Consider the following 16,874-nt stretch of genomic DNA (forward strand, 5'->3'; position numbering starts at 1 on the left):
TTTCGGTCCCCATGTTCAGCGCGCCAGCCCGCGCCGGCGCAGGTACAGCTGGCCGGCGGCGGCAAAGAGCGCGTCCAGGGCCAGCGCCAGCAGCGCCGTGGCGGCCGCGCCCAGCAGCAGCAGCGGCTGGTTGTTCAGGTAGATGCCCGGGAAGATCAGCTCGCCCAGGCTGTTGGCACCGATCAGGAAGGACAGCGGCACCGTGCCCACGTTGATGACCAGGGCGATGCGGATGCCGGCCAGCATCACCGGCAGCGCGTTGGGCAATTCCACGCGCACCAGGCGCTGCACCGGCGTCATGCCGATGCCACGCGCCGCTTCCAGCAGCGTGGGCGAGACATTGCGCAGGCCTTCGTAGGTGTTGCGCACGATCGGCAGCAGCGAGGCCAGCCACAGCGCCAGGATGGCGGGCCGCTCGCCGATGCCGAGCACGGCCAGGGCCAGCGCCAGCACCGCCAGCGACGGCACGGTATTGCCCACGTTGAAAACCTGCATCAGGCGGTCGGCCCAGCGGCGCATGCACGGGCGGCTCAGCGCGATGCCGGCCGGGATGCCGGTGGCCAGCGCCAGCGTCATGGACAGCACCACCAGGCGCAGGTGGTCGGCCACGTCGTAGAGCAGGCGCTCCTGGTACTGGCGAATCACATCGACGCCGATCCATGCCACCAGTGCAGCCAGCGCGGCCAGCGTCAGTCCTGCCCAGGCGAAGACCCGTGCCGATTGCTTTGACATACTCTCCCCTTTTCCGAAACCGAAAAGCGCGCAGCACGCCACTTCCCGGCGATGGAAAACAATATGGGCTGGTGCGTGCGGAGATAGGGCGCCACCAGTCCCGGTTCAGATTGCATTGCCGCCATGACCGGCACGATTGCCGGCGGACGGTCTGTGGATTCCTCCGCCGTGGGCGGGAAGTCCGATTGACGGGATGCCGGGTTGGATTGGCAGTCCCTGAAGCGGCGCAACCGGCGACGCAAAGTTGTTGCGATCGGTTGGCCAGTGGCAGCGCAAATATTGAAGTTTTCCGACGCGCCGCCGGTCCATCGGCCGTTGACTGGCAAGGGCTGGCGAGGTTTTGACACCCCGCATCTCACCTCAACGGATGACAAAGAGAGCGCTATTATAGCGATCTTCATCGATCCTGTCATCTTCCCGCATTTTTCCGGCCTTCCTGCGCCGATCTTGCGCGAATTGGCGGCAGTAGGACGGCATGTTCGGCCGTGCATTAGCCGGCACACGGCGACCTCCCGGATCGTTCTGAATTCGAAAGAACCTGGACCAACAGTCGGTACGCCAGCAGAACAATCTGTTGCCCGGCGACCCTCTACTCTTTCCGCGCCAAAACACTAAATTGACGAGGTAGCTGAAACGACGGGAAACCGGCCCGGCCATTGCCGCGCGGAACCCGCCCACAGGAGAAAGACATGGACACCCTTGCCACCACCTTCGCCACCGTTCCCGCCGCCGCCGCCGAAACCGTGCAACGCTCGCGCGCCGTGGACCGCGTGGTGCGGGGCATTGCCACCTCGGACGGCGCCGGCGTCAAGCTGACCCGCGTGCTGACGCAGAACCTGCAGCGCCGGCTGGACCCGTTCCTGATGCTCGATGCCTTCGGCACCGACAGCAAGGACGACTACATCGGCGGCTTCCCCGATCACCCGCACCGCGGCTTCGAGACCATCACCTACATGCTGGCCGGGCGCATGCGCCATCGCGACAGCGCCGGCAACGAGGGGCTGCTGCAGAACGGCGGCGCGCAGTGGATGGTGGCAGGCGCAGGCGTGGTCCACTCGGAAATGCCCGAGCAGGAAGACGGCCGCATGGAAGGCTTCCAGCTATGGCTGAACCTGCCGGCCGCGGACAAGATGACCGCGCCGTGGTACCGCGACCTGCCCGCCGCCGAGATCCCGACGGTGGCGCTGGACAACGGCGCCACGGTGCGCGTGCTGGCGGGCGCCACGCACGGCGTGGCCGGCGCGATCACGCGCCCGGTGACCGAGCCGGTCTACCTGGACGTGCACCTGCCGGCCGGCCAGACCTTTGCGCAGGCGCTGCCGGCCGGGCACAACGCGTTCGTCTACGTGTACCGGGGCGAGGTTTCGATCGGCAGCGGCGACGACCGCGCCGTGATCGAGGCCCAGCGCATGGGCGTGCTGGACAACGCCGGCCAGTCTGACGGCGTCATCGTCAGGGCCGAGGCCGACGCGCGCTTCCTGCTGATCGCGGGCCAGCCGCTGAACGAGCCGATCGCGCAGTACGGGCCGTTCGTGATGAACACGCAGGAGCAGATCTACCAGACTCTGGCGGATTTCCGCGACGGGCGCTTCGCCACCACCGGCGCCTGAGCCCTGCCGGCGAGCGGCCGCCCTGGCCGCCCGCCGCTGCTCCAGTCCAGCCGCTGGCTCCGCAAGGAGCCGGCGGCTTTTTTTCGTGCTGTGGCCGGCACGCGACTTGCAACCACCCCCAAACCGTTGCAGGGACTGGAATGACGCCGGAATCGGCCCGCCCGGTGTCCTGTCACTTATATAATCCATCACCAATATCGGGCATCACCAAACCATGATGAATGCTGCAATGCGTCGCGGCGATGCTGCGCCACGCACTGCCGCGCTGTTGACTCATCCCACGTTGCTGCCATCACAACAACCCGAGCCGCCTCAGTGACATCACAACTCCCTCCCAGGCTGGCGCTGGCCCATATCAGCAAGCGCTACCCGGGCGTCGTCGCCAATGACGACGTCAGCCTCAGCGTCGCCCCCGGCGAGATCCATGCCGTGCTGGGTGAAAACGGCGCAGGCAAATCCACCCTGATGAAGATTATCTTTGGCGCGGTCCGTCCGGATGCCGGCGAGATGCACTTCAACGGGGCGCCGGTCACCATCAACAGTCCGCACGACGCCCGCAACCTGGGCATCGCCATGGTGTTCCAGCATTTCTCGCTGTTCGACACGCTGACCGTGACCGAGAACATCGCACTCGGCCTGCCCGCCGGACAGCAAGGCAACATAAAGCAGCTGGCCGAGCGCATCCGCGCCACCGCCGAGCGCTACGGGCTGCCGCTGGAGCCGAACCGCCATGTGCATACGCTGTCGGTCGGCGAGCGCCAGCGCGTGGAGATCGTGCGCGCGCTGCTGGCCAATCCGCAGTTGCTGATCCTGGACGAGCCCACCTCGGTGCTGACCCCGCAGGCAGTGGAAACGCTCTTCGTCACGCTGCGCCAGCTGGCCGCCGAAGGCACCAGCATCCTCTACATCAGCCACAAGCTCGACGAGATCCGCGCACTGTGCCATCAGGCCACCGTGATGCGCATGGGCAAGGTCACCGGCGTGTGCGATCCGCGCCAGGAAACCGCGGCCTCGCTGTCGCGGCTGATGATCGGCGGCGAGCCCCCGCGCGAGACGCGCGTGGCTGCCGAGCGCGGCCCGGTGCGGCTCAGCGTGCAGGGCCTGTCGCTGCCGCGCGCGCATGCCTTCGCGACCGAGCTGAGCAGGATCTCGCTGGATGTCCACGCCGGCGAGATCGTCGGCATTGCCGGCGTGTCCGGCAACGGGCAGCAGGAGCTGCTGGCCGCGCTGTCCGGTGAAGACACACGCGCAGACAACATGTCGGTGCAGCTCGGCGGCAAGCCAGTCGGCCGGCTCGATGCGCGCCAGCGCCGGCGCGCGGGCCTGGCCTTCGTGCCGGAAGAGCGCCTGGGCCGCGGCGCGGTGCCGGGCATGAGCCTGGCGACCAATATCCTGCTGTCGCACCAGACGCCACCCTATGTGAGGCAAGGCATGATTTCGCCCGGCGCGGCCACCGGGCTGGCTTCGGCCGTGATCAGCCGCTTCCGCGTCAAGGCCAGCGGGCCGCACGCGCTGGCGCGCAGCCTGTCGGGCGGCAACCTGCAGAAATTCATTGTCGGCCGCGAGATCGAAAGCGGCCCTAAGGTACTGATCGTGGCGCAACCGACCTGGGGTGTGGACGTTGGCGCCGCGGCGCAGATCCACAACGAGATCCTGGCGCTGAAGGCCACCGGCTGCGCCATCCTGGTGGTGTCGGAAGAGCTCGACGAGCTGTTCGCGATCTGCGACCGGCTGCACGTGATCGCCAAGGGCCGCTTGTCGCCTTCGGTGCCGGCCGAGACCGCGACGCGCGAGCAGATCGGCCTGTGGATGAGCGGACTGTGGCAAGGCGGGCCCGCCCAGGCGCAATCCGGCGCGGAGGTGGCAAGCCATGGCTGATGTGCGACAACTGCTGCCCCGCTCCCCCCTCTCGCTGGCGCCGCGTGGCCTGCCCTCGCGCACCATGGCCTATGCCTCGCCGGTGGTCGCACTGGCGCTGACGCTCCTGTTCGGCGCGCTGCTGTTCCTGGTGCTCGGCAAGGACCCCGTGGCCGCGCTCAAGGTCTTCCTGGCCGATCCGCTGCGCGACCAGCGCGCCATCGGCGAGGTGCTGCTCAAGACCGTGCCGCTGGTGCTGTGCGCACTCGGCCTGTCGGTGTGCTACCGCGCCAACGTGTGGAATATCGGCGCCGACGGGCAGCTGATTGCCGGCGGCATCTGCGCCGGCGCCACCGTGCTTTACTTCGATGTGCCGGGCCAGGCCATGAACGGCACCGTGGTGCTGGTGCTGGCCTCACTCGCCGGCATGGTCGGCGGCATGCTGTGGGCCTCGCTCACGGCGGTGCTCAAGGACAGGTTCAACGCCAACGAGATCCTGGTCTCGCTGATGCTCACCTATATCGCGCAGCAGCTGCTGCTGTGGGTGGTCAACGGGCCGCTGAAGGATCCCAACGGCATGAACTTCCCGCAGTCGAAGGTGTTCTCGTCCGAGTACCTGCTGCCCAACCTGATGTCGGGCTCGCGCCTGCATGCCGGCTTTGCCGTGATGCTGGTGCTGGTGGCGGTGATGACCGTGTTCGTGTTCCGCAGCTTTGCCGGCTACCGCCTGCAGGTGGGCGGCACCGCGCCGGCGGCGGCGCGCTACGCGGGTTTCTCGGCGCGCAGCGCGCTGTGGAGCGCACTGCTGATCTCGGGCGCCACCGCGGGCCTGGCGGGCGCGTTCGAAGTGACCGGCCCGATCGGCCAGCTGCTGCCGTCGATCTCGCCGGGCTACGGCTTCACCGCCATCATCGTCGCCTTTATCGGCCGGCTGCATCCGGTCGGCACGGTCTTCGGCGGCATCATGATGTCGCTGTTCTATATCGGCGGCGAGATGGCGCAATCGCGCCTGGGCCTGCCGTCGGCCATTGGCTGGGTGTTCCAGGGCATGCTGCTGTTCTTCCTGCTGGCCTGCGACACGCTGATCGAAAACCGCCTGCGCTGGCGCGCCACCACGGCCTGAGCGGAGCTACAGAACAATATGGAACAACTCGCTCCCCTTATCGCCACCGCCATCAACGCCGGCACGCCGCTGCTGCTGGCCGCGCTGGGCCTGCTGATCAACGAGCGCTCGGGCGTGCTCAACCTCGGCGCCGAAGGCATGATGCTGGTCGCCGCGGTGGCCGGCTTCATGGTCGGCTACCAGACCCAGTCGCCGCTGCTCGGCTTTGCCGCCGGCGCGCTCGCCGGCATGCTGATGGCCACGCTGTTCTCGTGGCTGGCGCTGGTGCTGGCCACCAACCAGGTCGCCACCGGCCTGGCGCTGTCGATCTTCGGCACCGGCCTGTCGGCCTTCATGGGCCAGCGCTTTGTCGGCTTCGCCATGCCGGCGCAGGCCAAGGCCGTGCCCGGCCTGGCCGACCTGCCCTTCTTCGGGCCGGCCTTCTTCCAGCATCACTGGATGGTGTATTTCAGCCTGCTGCTGTGCTTTGCCATCATGTGGTTCCTGTTCCGCACGCGCGCGGGGCTGACCTTGCGCGCGATCGGCGAAGCGCCGGAATCGGCGCACGCGCTGGGCTACCCGGTGCGCACCATCCGCTTTGGCGCGCTGCTGTTCGGCGGCGCCTGCTGCGGGCTTGCCGGCGCCTACCTGTCGCTGGTGTACACGCCGATGTGGGTCGAGAACCTGGTCGCCGGTCGCGGCTGGATCGCGCTGGCGCTGACCACCTTCGCCACCTGGCGCCCGGGCCGCGTGCTGGTGGGCGCGTGGCTGTTCGGCGGCGTGACCATCCTGCAGTTCTACCTGCAAGGGATCGGCGTGTCGGTGCCGTCGCAGTTCCTGTCGATGCTGCCGTACGCGGCCACCATCGTGGTGCTGGCGCTGATCTCGCGCAACCCGGCCTGGATCCGGCTGAACATGCCGGCCTCGCTGGGCAAGCCCTTCCGGCCCGGCAATGCCTGAGCCTCGAGTTTTTTTACGGAAATCCCTGAGCTACCAACAATTCATCACAAGGAGAAATCATGATCGTCACGCGCAGGAAGACCCTGGCGGCCCTGGCCGCCACCGCCTTGCTGACCCTCGCGGGCTGCGGCAAGAAAGAGGCCGACAAGCCTGCCGAGACGGCGGGCGCGGCCTCCGCGCCCGCGGCCGAGCAGAAGGCCGAGCCGCTCAAGGTCGCCTTCGTCTATATCGGGCCGGTCGGCGATGCCGGCTGGACCTTCGCGCATGACAACGGCCGCAAGGCCGTGGAAGAGAAGTTCGGCGACAAGGTCAAGACCTCCTTCGTCGAGAACGTGCCCGAATCCGCGGCCGACGCCGAGCGCGTGTTCCGCGACCTGGCCAGCCAGGGCAACAAGCTGATCTTCGGCACCACCTTCGGCTACATGGAGTCGATGCTCAAGGTCGCCAAGGAATTCCCGGACGTAAAGTTCGAGCACGCCACCGGCTTCAAGACCGCCGAGAACCTGGCCCAGTACGACGTGCGCACTTATGAAGGCGCCTACCTGGCGGGCGTGGTCGCGGGCAAGATGAGCAAGACCGGCAAGATGGGCGTGGTGGCATCGGTGCCCATCCCCGAGGTGATCCGCAATATCGACTCGTTCACGCTGGGCGCGCGCAGCGTCAACCCCAAGGCCACGGTCAAGGTGGTGTGGGTCAACAAGTGGTTCGATCCGGGCAAGGAGCGCGAAGCCGCCACCACGCTGATCGGCCAGGGCGTCGACATGCTGATGCAGAACACCGACTCCGCCGCCGTGGTGCAGACCGCGCAGGAAAAGGGCGTGCACGCCTTCGGCTGGGACAGCGACATGAGCAAGTTCGGCGACAAGGCCCACCTGGCCGCGTCGGTGATCTCGTGGGGCGTCTACTACAACAAGGTGGTGGAAGACGTGCTGAACAAGCAGTGGAAGAACAGCACCACGTGGTGGGGCCTGAAGGAAGGCATGATCGACCTGAAGAGCTTCAACGCCGATGTGCCGGCTGACGTCAAGGCGCTGGTCGAAGAGCGCAAGAAGGGCATCGCCGACGGCAGCGCGCCGATCTGGAAGGGTCCGATCAAGGACAACACCGGCAAGGAACAGCTGGCCAAGGACCAGGTGGCCGACGACGGCTTCCTGCATGGCGTGAAGTTCTACGTCGAAGGCGTGGAAGGCAAGATCCCGGGCTGATTCGCCACGCAGCCCAGCCGCGCGCCGGTGACGGTGCGCGGCGCCCGCCTCCGCCGCGCGGGGGCGGAATCGCCACAATTCCCCGCCCTGCCGCCCGTTCCGGGCACCCTCCCCGCACCGCCCATACCTTGCGGAACTTGAAGCCGCCGATAACGGCCCAAGCTATCTGTGCATGCGCCAGTAACCGGCGCCCGCAATGTGAAGGAGGCCTCTCATGTGGAAGCGATTTTCGGCCCTGTGGACGCTGGTTCGCCGCGACGGCCGCCTGTTCTGGTACGCGCTGCGCCATCCGGACGCGCCGCCCTGGCTCAAGCCCGCCGCCATCGGGCTGCTGCTCTACGCAATCTCGCCGATCGACCTGATCCCCGACGTGGTCGCGGGCCTGGGCATTGTCGATGACGTGGTGCTGATTCCGCTGGCGGTGCACCTGATCCTGAAGCGCCTGCCGCCGCATATCCTGCGCCAGGCGCAGACGCGCGCCACCGCCACCACGGTCCGGCCGCACTGACGGCATCGCTCAAAGCCAAAGCCCCGGGGCAGCGCCTGCCGCCCCGGGGCTTTTGCTTGCCTGCCTGGCTGTTGCTCAGTTCGGCAGCAGGATGGTCGAGCCCGTGGTCTTGCGCGCTTCCAGGTCGCGATGCGCTTGCGCCACCTCAGACAGCGCGTAGCGCTGGCGGACGTCGATCTTCACCTTGCCGGTGGCCACGGCGTCGAACAGGTCGGCCACCATCGGCTCCAGCAGTTCGCGGTGCACCACGTAGGTCATCAGCGTCGGCCGCGTCAGCCGCAGCGAGCCCTTGTTGCCCAGCACCGACAGGTCGAACGGCGGCACCGGGCCCGAGGCGTTGCCGAAGCTGACCATGGTGCCGCGCGGCGCCAGGCAGTCGAGCGAGCCCTGGAAGGTGTCCTTGCCGATCGAGTCATAGACCGCCGGCACCCCCTTGCCGTTGGTGATCTCCCTGACCCGCTCCACGAACGACTCACGCGTGTAGACGATGGTGTGGGCGCAGCCGTTGGCGCGCGCCAGTTCGGCCTTCTCGTCGCTGCCGACGGTGCCGATCACGGTCACGCCGAGCGCCTTGAGCCACTGACTCGCAATCAGGCCGACGCCGCCGGCGGCGGCATGCAGCAGCACCGTGTCGCCCGGCTGCACCTTGTAGCTGTCGCGGATCAGGTACTGCGCCGTCAGGCCCTGCAGCATCATCGCCGCGGCGGTGTCGAACGGGATCGCATCGGGCAGCCGCACCACGATATCGGCCGGCATCACCCGCACCTGCGCGTAGGCGCCGGTGGGTCGGCCAGCGTAGGCCACGCGGTCGCCCACGGCGACGTGCCGCACGCCCTCGCCCACCGCTTCGACCACGCCGGCGCCTTCCATGCCCAGCCCGCCCGGCAGCGGCTGCTTGTACAGCCCGGTGCGGAAATAGACATCGATGTAGTTCAGGCCCACCGCCTCATGGCGCACGCGCAGCTGGCCGGGACCGGGCTCGCCCACCTCGACATCGACCCACTGCATGACTTCGGGACCGCCGGTCTGCTCGATCCGGATGGCTTTGCTCATCTGTGTCGCTCCTTCGCTATGGTGTTGCATCGATCGGGAATTCAGCTGGCCGCCGCTTCGTCGACCTCGCGGGCAAGCCCGGCGATCAACAGCTCGGCAGTGGCCACGTTGGTGGCGCAGGGCACGTTGTGCACGTCGCAGGCGCGCACCAGCGCGTTGATATCGGGTTCATGCGGCTGCGGCGTCATCGGGTCGCGCAGGAACACCACGGCGCGCACCAGGCCTACGGCCAGTTGCGCGCCGATCTGCAGGTCGCCGCCCCACGGCCCCGACAGCATGCGCGTCACCTCCAGCCCGACCTCGTCGATCAGGCGCCCGCCGGTGGTGCCGGTGGCCAGCAGCTCGCACTGCGAAAGGAAGGCGCGGTGGCGCGTGGCGAAGGCAACGATGTCGTCCTTCTTGTGGTCGTGGGCGATCAACGCGATGCGGGGGCGAGTCATCAGGGGTTCCTTGTTGCGGGGTCGGTGAACGTCAGGAAACAGGAGAAAGCAGCGGGATCAGAAGGTGCCCGGGTAGGCGCCGCCATCGAGCAGGATGTTCTGCCCGGTGATGTAGCCGGCATGGCGGCTGCACAGGAACGCGCAGGTGGCGCCGAACTCGGCCGGCTCGCCGAAGCGGCGCGACGGGTTCGCCGCGGCGCGGCGCTGCGCCACCTCATCGACGCTCAGGCCAGCCTTCTTGGCGCCGCCTTCCATGGTCTTGAGCAGGCGGTCGGTGTTGAACGGGCCCGGCAGCAGGTTGTTGATGGTCACGCCGTGCTGCGCCACTTCGCGCGCCACGCCCGCGACAAAGCCGGTCAGGCCCGAGCGCGCGCCATTGGACAGGCCCAGCACATCGATCGGCGCCTTGACCGCGCCGCTGGTGATATTGATGATGCGGCCCCACTTGCGCGCGATCATGCCGTCGACAGTGGCCTTGATCAGCTCGATCGGGGTCAGCATGTTGGCGTCCAGCGCGGCCAGCCAGTCGCTGCGCTCCCAGTCGCGGAAGTTGCCCGGCGGCGGGCCGCCGGCGTTGTTGACCAGGATGTCGAGGTCGCCCAGCTTGGCCACGGCGTCCAGCGCCGCCTTGCGGCCTTCGGGCGTGGTGATGTCGGTCGCCACCGCGATCACGCGGCGGCCATGGCGCGCGCGCAGGCCGGCCGCGGCCTTCTCCAGCGCCTCGGCGCCGCGCGCCACGATCACCACGTCAACACCCTCGGCCGCCAGCGCGTCGGCGCAGGCAAAGCCCAGGCCCTTGCTGGCGCCGCATACCAGCGCATGCTTGCCGCGCAGTCCCAGATCCATGTCTTTCTCCTTTTGTCTGTTGTCTTTGGGGGGCCAGCTCCGGGGCCGGCCCGGAATCACGTCTTTCTTGCCGACAGCAAATACATGCCGCCCATCACCAGCGCGCTGCCGGCCAGTTGCACGCCGCTGACGGGCTCGCCCAGCAGCCAGAAGGCCAGGAACAGCGTCGACACCGGGCCGATCATGCCCGCCTGCGACGCCATCGGCGCGCCGATGCGCGACACCGCCACCATGGTCAGCGACACCGGCAGCACGGTGCAGAACACCGCATTGACGAGTGACAGCCACATCACCGGAGCCGGCTGCGCCAGTTCCGCCACCGGCCGGCCCAGTACCAGGTACTGGATCACGCAGCAGGCGGTCGAGACGCACATCGCATACGCCACCAGCCGCAGCGAGCCGATACGCCGCACCAGTTCGCCGCTCAGGATCAGGTAGATACCATAGGTCATGGCGCTGCCCAGCACCAGCGCGCCGCCCAGCCACACCTGGCTGCCGCTGACGTCCAGGTCATGCGCGAATACCAGCACGATGCCGGCGTAGGCGAGCAGCAGCGACAGCCACTGGCGCATGGCGATCGGCCGGCGGAACACCAGCGCGGTGGCCAGCAGCACGAACGACGGCGTCAGGAACAGGATCAGCCGCTCCAGCCCGGCGGTGATGTATTGCAGGCCGATGAAATCGAGGAAGCTCGACAGGTAGTAGCCGATAAAGCCGAGAAACACAACGCGGCCGCGATCCGCCCACGACAGCGGCGCCAGCCGGCGCGACTGCCACCAGCCGATCGCCATGAACAGCGGCACCGCGAACAGCATGCGCAGCGTGATCACCATCACCGCATCGACGTTGTAGCGGTACATCAGCTTGGCGACGATCGCCTTGGCGGAGAACAGCACCGCGCCGACGGCGGCGATGACAAGGCCCGAGCGCTGCGGCGACGGCAGCGCGGCAGGTGCGGCGAGAGACTTCTGGGAGGCGGGCACGGGGAATACAGGGGAAAGCGGGCGGGCACGTCGGCCCCGCGAAACGACCCGACGATTGTATTCGAAAAGACGCAATGGCATCGGGCATCACCTCGGCGGCTCCGGCCACCTTCCCGGCCACCTTTCCTGCCCCCTTCCTCGGTATACTCTGGGTCACCTTACCCACTGCACCAGGTTCGTGCCCCAGCCCTCCGACCCGCCTTCCGGCAAGACCGCCGCAGACTACGACTTCACCGAGCAGGTGGGCCACCTGCTGCGGCGCGCCTACCAGCGCCATGTGGCGATCTTCCAGCAGACCATCCCGGATTCGCAGCTGACTGCGGCGCAGTTCGTGGTGCTGTGCGCGGTCAGGGACCGCCAGCCGTGTTCGATGAACGAGGTGGTGCGCGCCACCGCCATCGACCAGGCCACCGTGCGGGGCATCATCGACCGGCTGAAGTCGCGTGAGCTGATTGCGGTGTCGCACGATCCCAATGACCGGCGCAAGGTGGTGGTGACGGTCACGCCCGACGGGCTGGCACTGATCGATGAGACCGTGCCGTTTGCGAAGGAAATCTCGGAGCAGACCTTCGGCAGCCTGAATCCGGCCGAGCGTGTGGCGGTGACTTACCTGCTGCGCAAGATGAGTGAGATCGACGAGGGGAACGGCGTCTAGGGTCCACGGACGCCGAGGGTTTTCTCCCCTCTCCCGCTTGCGGGAGAGGGGAGAAAACTGTCAGCTATTCATCGCCGCTAGCGCCGCCAGCACCGTCTCGGGCACGAACGGCGGCCGGCGCAGCCGCACCCCCAGCGCATCGAACAAGGCGTTGGCAAGCGCCGGCGCGCCCGGCAGCGAGGCCGATTCGCCCGCGCCCAGCGGCGGCTCCGACTGGCGCGGCATCAGCACCACTTCAATCGGCGGGATTTCCGGGAAGGTCAGCAGCGGATAGCTGCCCCATTCGCGGCTGGCGACCCCATCCGCATCGAAGCGCACCTGCTCCTTCAGCACCCGGCTGAGGGTCTGCACCACGTTGCCGTGGATCTGGTGGCGCACGCCGTCGGGATTGACCATCATGCCGGTATCCTGCCCGACCACCACCTTCTCAATGGTGATGCGGCCGCTGCCGGCATCCACCGCCAGGTCCACCACCCAGGCCGACCAGGCTGCGCCGAAGCCCGGGAAACGGCTGTGGATATAGCGGGCATAGGCCACGCCCCGGCCGCGCAGCCGGCCTTCGGCATCCGCGATGCCCCGCGATCCGGCCACGCCCCGCTGCCAGCCAGCCGCTTCAGCCACGGCACGCAGCAAGGCCGCGGCACGTACATCCGGCAGGTGCCGCAACCGGAAATCCACGGGATCGGCACCCGCCTCTGCCGCCAGCTCATCGATCACGCACTCATGCGCAAACGCATTGGGCAGCGCCGACACGCCACGCAGCCAGGACGCGCGCACGATCGCGGGGGTGTCGTCGCAACCTATGCGGCGCGCGCCATACGCGTATGGCGGCACGGCGGTGCGATCGCCCATCTCCAGCGTGCGCGGCGCGTTGGGCACGGCACCGGTCAGCACCAGCGCCAGCGTGGGCGCATCGTTGGACGGATAGCGGCTGGTGAAGTCATAGCCAAGCAGCGCGCCGTCCGGCCCCAGCGTGGCGCTGACGTCCATCAGCTGGGCCGCGCCCTTGGGCTCCCACAGGTGTTCCTGTTCGCGCGATAGCTGCACGCGCACGGGCCGCCCGACCGCGCGCGACAGCAGTGCCGCGTCGGCGCAGACATCGTCGGCGCAGTTGCGCCCGTAGCAGCCGGCGGCCTCCATGCGCACGACCTCGATACGGTCTTCGCCGAGCCCGCACAGCCTCGCCAGGTCGATGCGCAGCACATGCGGGTTCTGCGTGCCGGACCACACCGTCAGGCCATCGTCATGCCAGTCGGCCACGGCGCATGACGGGCCGATCGAGCCATGCATCTGGTACGGCCAGACAAAGCGCCGCTGCAAGACCGTGCCGGCGCCGCTTGCCGGCGGCTCCCCGTCGGACAGCAACTCGCGCCGCGTGGCCGGATTGGCGCGCAGCGCGGGCTCCGGATCGTCCAGCGCGGGCAGCGGCGGCACCGGCTTCCAGCGCACGCGCAGCCGGCGCGCGGCCTGGACCGCGTATTCCTCGCGCTCGGCCACCAAGCCGACAAAGTCGCCCTGCACCACCACATCGACCAGGCCGGGCACGTCGCGCACGGAGTCGCGGTCGACTTCCAGCAGGCTGTTGCCGACAAAGTCGCCGCTGTCGCGCCCCGCATACGGCGGTCGCACCACGCGGCCATGCAGCATGCCGGGCACGCGCACGTCGTGGACAAAGGTCAGCGCGCCGCGCACCTTGCCGGGAATATCGACGCGGCCCGCGGCGCGGCCGACGATGCGGTAGGACTCGACCGGCTTGGTCGGTATGTCTTCGGCCAGCGGCAGTTCCAGGTGCTCGCCGGCAAGCAGCGCGCCATAGCCGATGCTGGCCTGCGTGCCGGGATCGCGGAACACGCCGTCTTCTGCCTCCAGCCCGCCGGCCTCCACGCCGAGCCGCTGCGCGGCACGCGCCCGCAGCCACGCACGCGCCTGTGCCGCGGCGCGGCGCAACGGCAGCGCCGAAATCTGGATCGATGCGCTGGCGATAGTGGGACCCTGGTTGGGGGTGGCTTCGGTATGGCCAAGCACCATGCGTACGCGTTCGAGCGGCACGTCGAGTTCTTCCGCCACGATCTGCGCCAGGGCCGTGCGGATGCCGGTGCCGAGGTCGACGTGGCCATTGAAGGCCAGCACCTCGCCGCTGTCGCGCACGGCAATGAAGATGTCCGGCAGCGCCGGCACGTAGTCCGAAGCCGCGCCGGGCTGGCCAGGCGCGGGCCGCGGCGCCGCCTGCGGGGCGCGCGTCACCAGCAGCACGCCGGTGGCCTGCAGCAGCGCCAGCCGCAGCGTGCGCGGCGTTTCGGCGTCGGCCTGTGCCGAGGATTGCAGGTTGGTTGCCGTCATCGTTCTGCCATCTCCTTCACCGGCTGCGCCCCGGGGCGCCCGTTATACTGCAAGCCAACAGTGGAATAGCCCAAGCATCGACCATGACGATCACGACCGCGCCCAAGCCAACCGCAAAGCGGGCGCCAGCCGGCACGCGGGCCAGACAAGCGCAGGACAGCCGCGACCGCATCCTGAAGGCTGCGATCAAGGTCTTCGCCCAGCGCGGCTACGACGGGGGCCGCATCGAACGCATCTCGTCGCTGGCCAAGACCTACGACCGGATGATCTATTACTACTTCGGCAGCAAGGAAAAGCTGTTTGTCGAAGTACTGGAGACCATCTACCTGCAGCTCAATGAAGCCGAGCAGCAGCTGGAACATGAGCTCGACGCCGCCGACCCCGTGCGCGCGCTGTCGCAGCTGATCGACTTCGTCTGGCAGTACTACCTCGACCATCCGGAGTTCGTCGCCATCCTGACCAGCGAGAACATGAGCCAGGGCAAGCACGCGAAGAAGTCGGTGCGGCTGCGCGAGATCTCCAGCTACGCGCTGTCGGTGCTCGACGGCATCCTCGCGCGCGGCAAAGCCGCGGGGCTGTTCCGGCCCGACGCGGGCGCGCGCGATGTCTATATGGTGATCGCTTCGCTTGGCTACTTCTACAACTCCAACCATCATACGCTCAGCGCCTTCCTGGGCGAACCCATGATGAGCCCGCCCGCGCTGGCGCACTGGCGCGATGTGATCCAGCAGACGGTGCTGCGCGCCGTGGCCGTGCCCGGCGCGGTGCCGGATGCGGATGTGGCGCCGCCGGCCGCGCCGCGCAAGCCGGCCCGCGGCCGGCGCGCGGCGGCAGGCTGACGCCAGGCCCGGCCGCGTCGCCACGCCTCAGGCGGCGGCGCGCACGCCGGCAACCCGCGCCAGTGCCTCGTCGCGCGTCAGCACGGTGGCGTATTTCTGCGCCATGTCGAACAGGTTGGCGTCATGCGGACCCAGCGCGCGGTCGCCCACGCAATCCGACACCACCAGCGGGCGGAAGCCCAGCGACATCGCGTCAACCACGCTGGCGCGCACGCAGCCGCTGGTGACGCAACCCGCCACCAGCAGCGTCTGCACGCCACGCTGCGTCAGCCAGGCCGCCAGCGAGGTGCCGAAGAACGCCGACGGCACCGTCTTGCGCACCACCAGTTCGCCCGGCGCCGGCGCCAGCTCCGGCACGATCTTGCTGTTGTGGCCATCCTCCTTCAGCGTCAGCATGCCCGGCACCTTCAGCGTGAAGATGTTGTGGTCGCTGTCGTCGTCGGCGAACACGATGCGGCTGTGCGCCACCGGCCAGCCCTGCTCGCGCGCGGTGCGCAGCAGCGGCTGGGTATTGCGGATCGCCTCGGGGATATTGCCGCCGCCAAACACCGCCGGGTCGGCGAAGCCGTTGACGAAGTCGATGATCAGCAGGCCGTATGGGGCCTTCAGTGGAATCGACGCGCCGAAGCCCTGACGCTGGTAAGTCTGCACGGCGTCATCCATGGAGCGCGTCCTTGTAGAGAGAAGCGGCCGGCGCGTGGTGGCCGTCCATCACCTTGCCGCGCACCACCACGGGCTCGCCATCCAGGCTGACGGTGCAGTGGCGCACCGGGATATCGATATGGCAGGCCGTGGTGCGGCTGCCGCCGGCTTCGTTGTTGGGACCGAACGAGCACAGGAAGTTGCCCTCGTAGGCACGCGCATCCATGCCGATGGTGGCCTCGCGGTCGTACATCGCCAGCGCCGACCAGCTGGCGCGCGGCTGCAGGCCCCAGCCGATATGCGACATGGCATAGGCCTCGGGGTCGTTGAACGAGGCCATGTAATCGGCCAGCAGTTCGGCGTCCACGCCTCCCTCGATGCGGCGCACATAGCCGGCTTCGACCGTGATGCGGATCGGCGCCTGGATGTAAGACTTCATCGGCAGCAGGATGTCGCCACGGTCCAGCACGATGGTGCCGTTGGTGCCGCCCTCGTCCGGCCAGGTCAGCACGAAGCCGCTCGGCCAGTGGTCCCAGCGGCCGGGCTCGTCGACAAAGCCGTACTCGCTGATCGCCGGGAATTCGCCCAGGCGGCAGCGCAGGTCCATGCCGGCGTCGGACACGATATGCATCTCGCGCGCCTTGCCCAGCCGCGCGGTCGCGGCCTTGACGCGGGCACGGTCGGCCTCGGTCGGCACCAGCCGTGCCAGCACTTCGGGCGGTTCCACCGCCAGCAGGATCCTGGTGCCTTGCGCCAGGATCTCGTGCTGCTCGGGCGAGAACAGCAGCGTCATCAGGTCCAGCACCAGGTCGCTCGCCTTGAGCGCAGCGATGGCGGCGGGATTGCCGGTGAGCGGCGTGGTACCGAGGTAGGCCAGCGCGTCGCGGCTGAGCGCCTTTTCGCCGTTGACAGGCGGCAGGTCGAGCCGGTTGACGATGGCGCCCATCGATGCCGCCGCCACCATCGCGGTGCGCAGCGTCTGCGGATGCGTGGCGGCGCCGGTCAGCACGGTGACGGTCTGTCCCGGCTCAAGCTTCGACAGCGTCAGCACCTGCTTCCACGCCGCGGTCAGGTCGTAATCGCTTACGGGCATGTTCGCTCC

At 68.4% G+C, this 16,874-nt stretch carries 16 protein-coding genes; 8 read left to right on the forward strand and 8 right to left on the reverse strand.

What is annotated here, in order from left to right; all coding sequences use genetic code 11:
- Nucleotides 1–15: 15 nt before the first annotated feature.
- Entirely contained in the window at nt 16–732 is a 717-nt protein-coding gene (locus I6H87_RS02310; RefSeq protein ID WP_011614803.1) for an ABC transporter permease, read from the reverse strand.
- 689 nt (nt 733–1,421) lie between these two features.
- Between I6H87_RS02310 and I6H87_RS02315 the strand changes: the two genes are divergently transcribed.
- From I6H87_RS02315 to I6H87_RS02340, 6 genes are all read left to right on the forward strand, one after another.
- Nucleotides 1,422–2,342, forward strand: coding sequence for a pirin family protein (locus I6H87_RS02315; RefSeq protein ID WP_011614802.1), 921 nt, complete (start codon nt 1,422–1,424; stop codon nt 2,340–2,342).
- 315 nt (nt 2,343–2,657) lie between these two features.
- A complete protein-coding gene (locus I6H87_RS02320) occupies nt 2,658–4,220 on the forward strand; it encodes an ABC transporter ATP-binding protein (protein ID WP_011614801.1) in 1,563 nt (520 codons plus the stop codon).
- Nucleotides 4,213–5,322, forward strand: a complete 1,110-nt coding sequence (locus I6H87_RS02325) for an ABC transporter permease (protein ID WP_010809240.1) — start codon at nt 4,213–4,215, stop codon at nt 5,320–5,322. Before I6H87_RS02320 ends, I6H87_RS02325 begins: the two co-directional genes overlap by 8 nt.
- 18 nt (nt 5,323–5,340) lie before the next feature.
- Complete coding sequence (locus I6H87_RS02330) at nt 5,341–6,261, forward strand: ABC transporter permease (RefSeq protein ID WP_010809241.1); 921 nt, start codon at nt 5,341–5,343, stop codon at nt 6,259–6,261.
- A 59-nt stretch (nt 6,262–6,320) separates the two neighbouring features.
- Complete coding sequence (locus I6H87_RS02335) at nt 6,321–7,466, forward strand: BMP family ABC transporter substrate-binding protein (RefSeq protein ID WP_010809242.1); 1,146 nt, start codon at nt 6,321–6,323, stop codon at nt 7,464–7,466.
- Nucleotides 7,467–7,680: 214 nt separating this feature from the next.
- Entirely contained in the window at nt 7,681–7,974 is a 294-nt protein-coding gene (locus I6H87_RS02340) for a YkvA family protein (protein WP_011614800.1), read from the forward strand.
- Between the two features lie 75 nt (nt 7,975–8,049).
- Here the strand turns inward: I6H87_RS02340 and I6H87_RS02345 are convergent, their stop codons facing one another.
- The 4 genes from I6H87_RS02345 to I6H87_RS02360 are packed head-to-tail and all read right to left on the reverse strand — an operon-like array spanning nt 8,050 to nt 11,257.
- The gene (locus I6H87_RS02345) at nt 8,050–9,027 is read right to left on the reverse strand and encodes a quinone oxidoreductase family protein (RefSeq protein ID WP_010809244.1); all 978 of its coding nucleotides are present in this window, start codon (nt 9,025–9,027) and stop codon (nt 8,050–8,052) included.
- A 41-nt stretch (nt 9,028–9,068) separates the two neighbouring features.
- Entirely contained in the window at nt 9,069–9,470 is a 402-nt protein-coding gene (locus I6H87_RS02350; RefSeq protein WP_174549480.1) for a methylglyoxal synthase, read from the reverse strand.
- A gap of 54 nt (nt 9,471–9,524) precedes the next feature.
- Nucleotides 9,525–10,313 carry an SDR family oxidoreductase gene (locus I6H87_RS02355; protein WP_010809246.1) on the reverse strand — a complete coding sequence of 263 codons (789 nt, stop codon included), beginning with the start codon at nt 10,311–10,313 and terminating at the stop codon, nt 9,525–9,527.
- 56 nt (nt 10,314–10,369) lie between these two features.
- Complete coding sequence (locus I6H87_RS02360; RefSeq protein WP_037024398.1) at nt 10,370–11,257, reverse strand: DMT family transporter; 888 nt, start codon at nt 11,255–11,257, stop codon at nt 10,370–10,372.
- 217 nt (nt 11,258–11,474) lie between these two features.
- Between I6H87_RS02360 and I6H87_RS02365 the strand changes: the two genes are divergently transcribed.
- The gene (locus tag I6H87_RS02365; protein WP_011614798.1) at nt 11,475–11,951 is read left to right on the forward strand and encodes a MarR family winged helix-turn-helix transcriptional regulator; all 477 of its coding nucleotides are present in this window, start codon (nt 11,475–11,477) and stop codon (nt 11,949–11,951) included.
- Nucleotides 11,952–12,011: 60 nt separating this feature from the next.
- Here I6H87_RS02365 and I6H87_RS02370 read toward each other — a convergent pair whose 3' ends face one another.
- The gene (locus tag I6H87_RS02370) at nt 12,012–14,291 is read right to left on the reverse strand and encodes a xanthine dehydrogenase family protein molybdopterin-binding subunit (protein WP_011614797.1); all 2,280 of its coding nucleotides are present in this window, start codon (nt 14,289–14,291) and stop codon (nt 12,012–12,014) included.
- Between the two features lie 83 nt (nt 14,292–14,374).
- Between I6H87_RS02370 and I6H87_RS02375 the strand changes: the two genes are divergently transcribed.
- Nucleotides 14,375–15,130, forward strand: coding sequence for a TetR/AcrR family transcriptional regulator (locus tag I6H87_RS02375; RefSeq protein ID WP_011614796.1), 756 nt, complete (start codon nt 14,375–14,377; stop codon nt 15,128–15,130).
- A 27-nt stretch (nt 15,131–15,157) separates the two neighbouring features.
- Here I6H87_RS02375 and I6H87_RS02380 read toward each other — a convergent pair whose 3' ends face one another.
- Both I6H87_RS02380 and I6H87_RS02385 read right to left on the reverse strand, forming a co-directional pair.
- Nucleotides 15,158–15,793 (reverse strand): N-carbamoylsarcosine amidohydrolase, encoded by a 636-nt coding sequence (locus I6H87_RS02380; protein WP_011614795.1) that lies wholly within the window; start codon nt 15,791–15,793, stop codon nt 15,158–15,160.
- Nucleotides 15,786–16,865, reverse strand: coding sequence for a 2,5-dihydroxypyridine 5,6-dioxygenase NicX family protein (locus tag I6H87_RS02385; protein WP_011614794.1), 1,080 nt, complete (start codon nt 16,863–16,865; stop codon nt 15,786–15,788). Before I6H87_RS02385 ends, I6H87_RS02380 begins: the two co-directional genes overlap by 8 nt.
- Between the last annotated feature and the right edge of the window lie 9 nt (nt 16,866–16,874).

Source organism: Cupriavidus necator (assembly GCF_016127575.1).
Lineage (GTDB): Bacteria > Pseudomonadota > Gammaproteobacteria > Burkholderiales > Burkholderiaceae > Cupriavidus > Cupriavidus necator_D.

Excerpts from the sequence above, each read along its gene's own strand:
- I6H87_RS02330 (WP_010809241.1), top strand. The coding sequence starts at position 5,341 with ATGGAACAACTCGCTCCCCTTATCGCCACCGCCATCAACGCCGGCACG.
- I6H87_RS02380 (WP_011614795.1), bottom strand. The coding sequence starts at position 15,793 with ATGGATGACGCCGTGCAGACTTACCAGCGTCAGGGCTTCGGCGCGTCG.
- I6H87_RS02340 (WP_011614800.1), top strand. The coding sequence starts at position 7,681 with ATGTGGAAGCGATTTTCGGCCCTGTGGACGCTGGTTCGCCGCGACGGC.
- I6H87_RS02355 (WP_010809246.1), bottom strand. The coding sequence starts at position 10,313 with ATGGATCTGGGACTGCGCGGCAAGCATGCGCTGGTATGCGGCGCCAGC.
- I6H87_RS02385 (WP_011614794.1), bottom strand. The coding sequence starts at position 16,865 with ATGCCCGTAAGCGATTACGACCTGACCGCGGCGTGGAAGCAGGTGCTG.
- I6H87_RS02325 (WP_010809240.1), top strand. The coding sequence starts at position 4,213 with ATGGCTGATGTGCGACAACTGCTGCCCCGCTCCCCCCTCTCGCTGGCG.
- I6H87_RS02375 (WP_011614796.1), top strand. The coding sequence starts at position 14,375 with ATGACGATCACGACCGCGCCCAAGCCAACCGCAAAGCGGGCGCCAGCC.
- I6H87_RS02315 (WP_011614802.1), top strand. The coding sequence starts at position 1,422 with ATGGACACCCTTGCCACCACCTTCGCCACCGTTCCCGCCGCCGCCGCC.
- I6H87_RS02335 (WP_010809242.1), top strand. The coding sequence starts at position 6,321 with ATGATCGTCACGCGCAGGAAGACCCTGGCGGCCCTGGCCGCCACCGCC.
- I6H87_RS02370 (WP_011614797.1), bottom strand. The coding sequence starts at position 14,291 with ATGACGGCAACCAACCTGCAATCCTCGGCACAGGCCGACGCCGAAACG.
- I6H87_RS02310 (WP_011614803.1), bottom strand. The coding sequence starts at position 732 with ATGTCAAAGCAATCGGCACGGGTCTTCGCCTGGGCAGGACTGACGCTG.
- I6H87_RS02345 (WP_010809244.1), bottom strand. The coding sequence starts at position 9,027 with ATGAGCAAAGCCATCCGGATCGAGCAGACCGGCGGTCCCGAAGTCATG.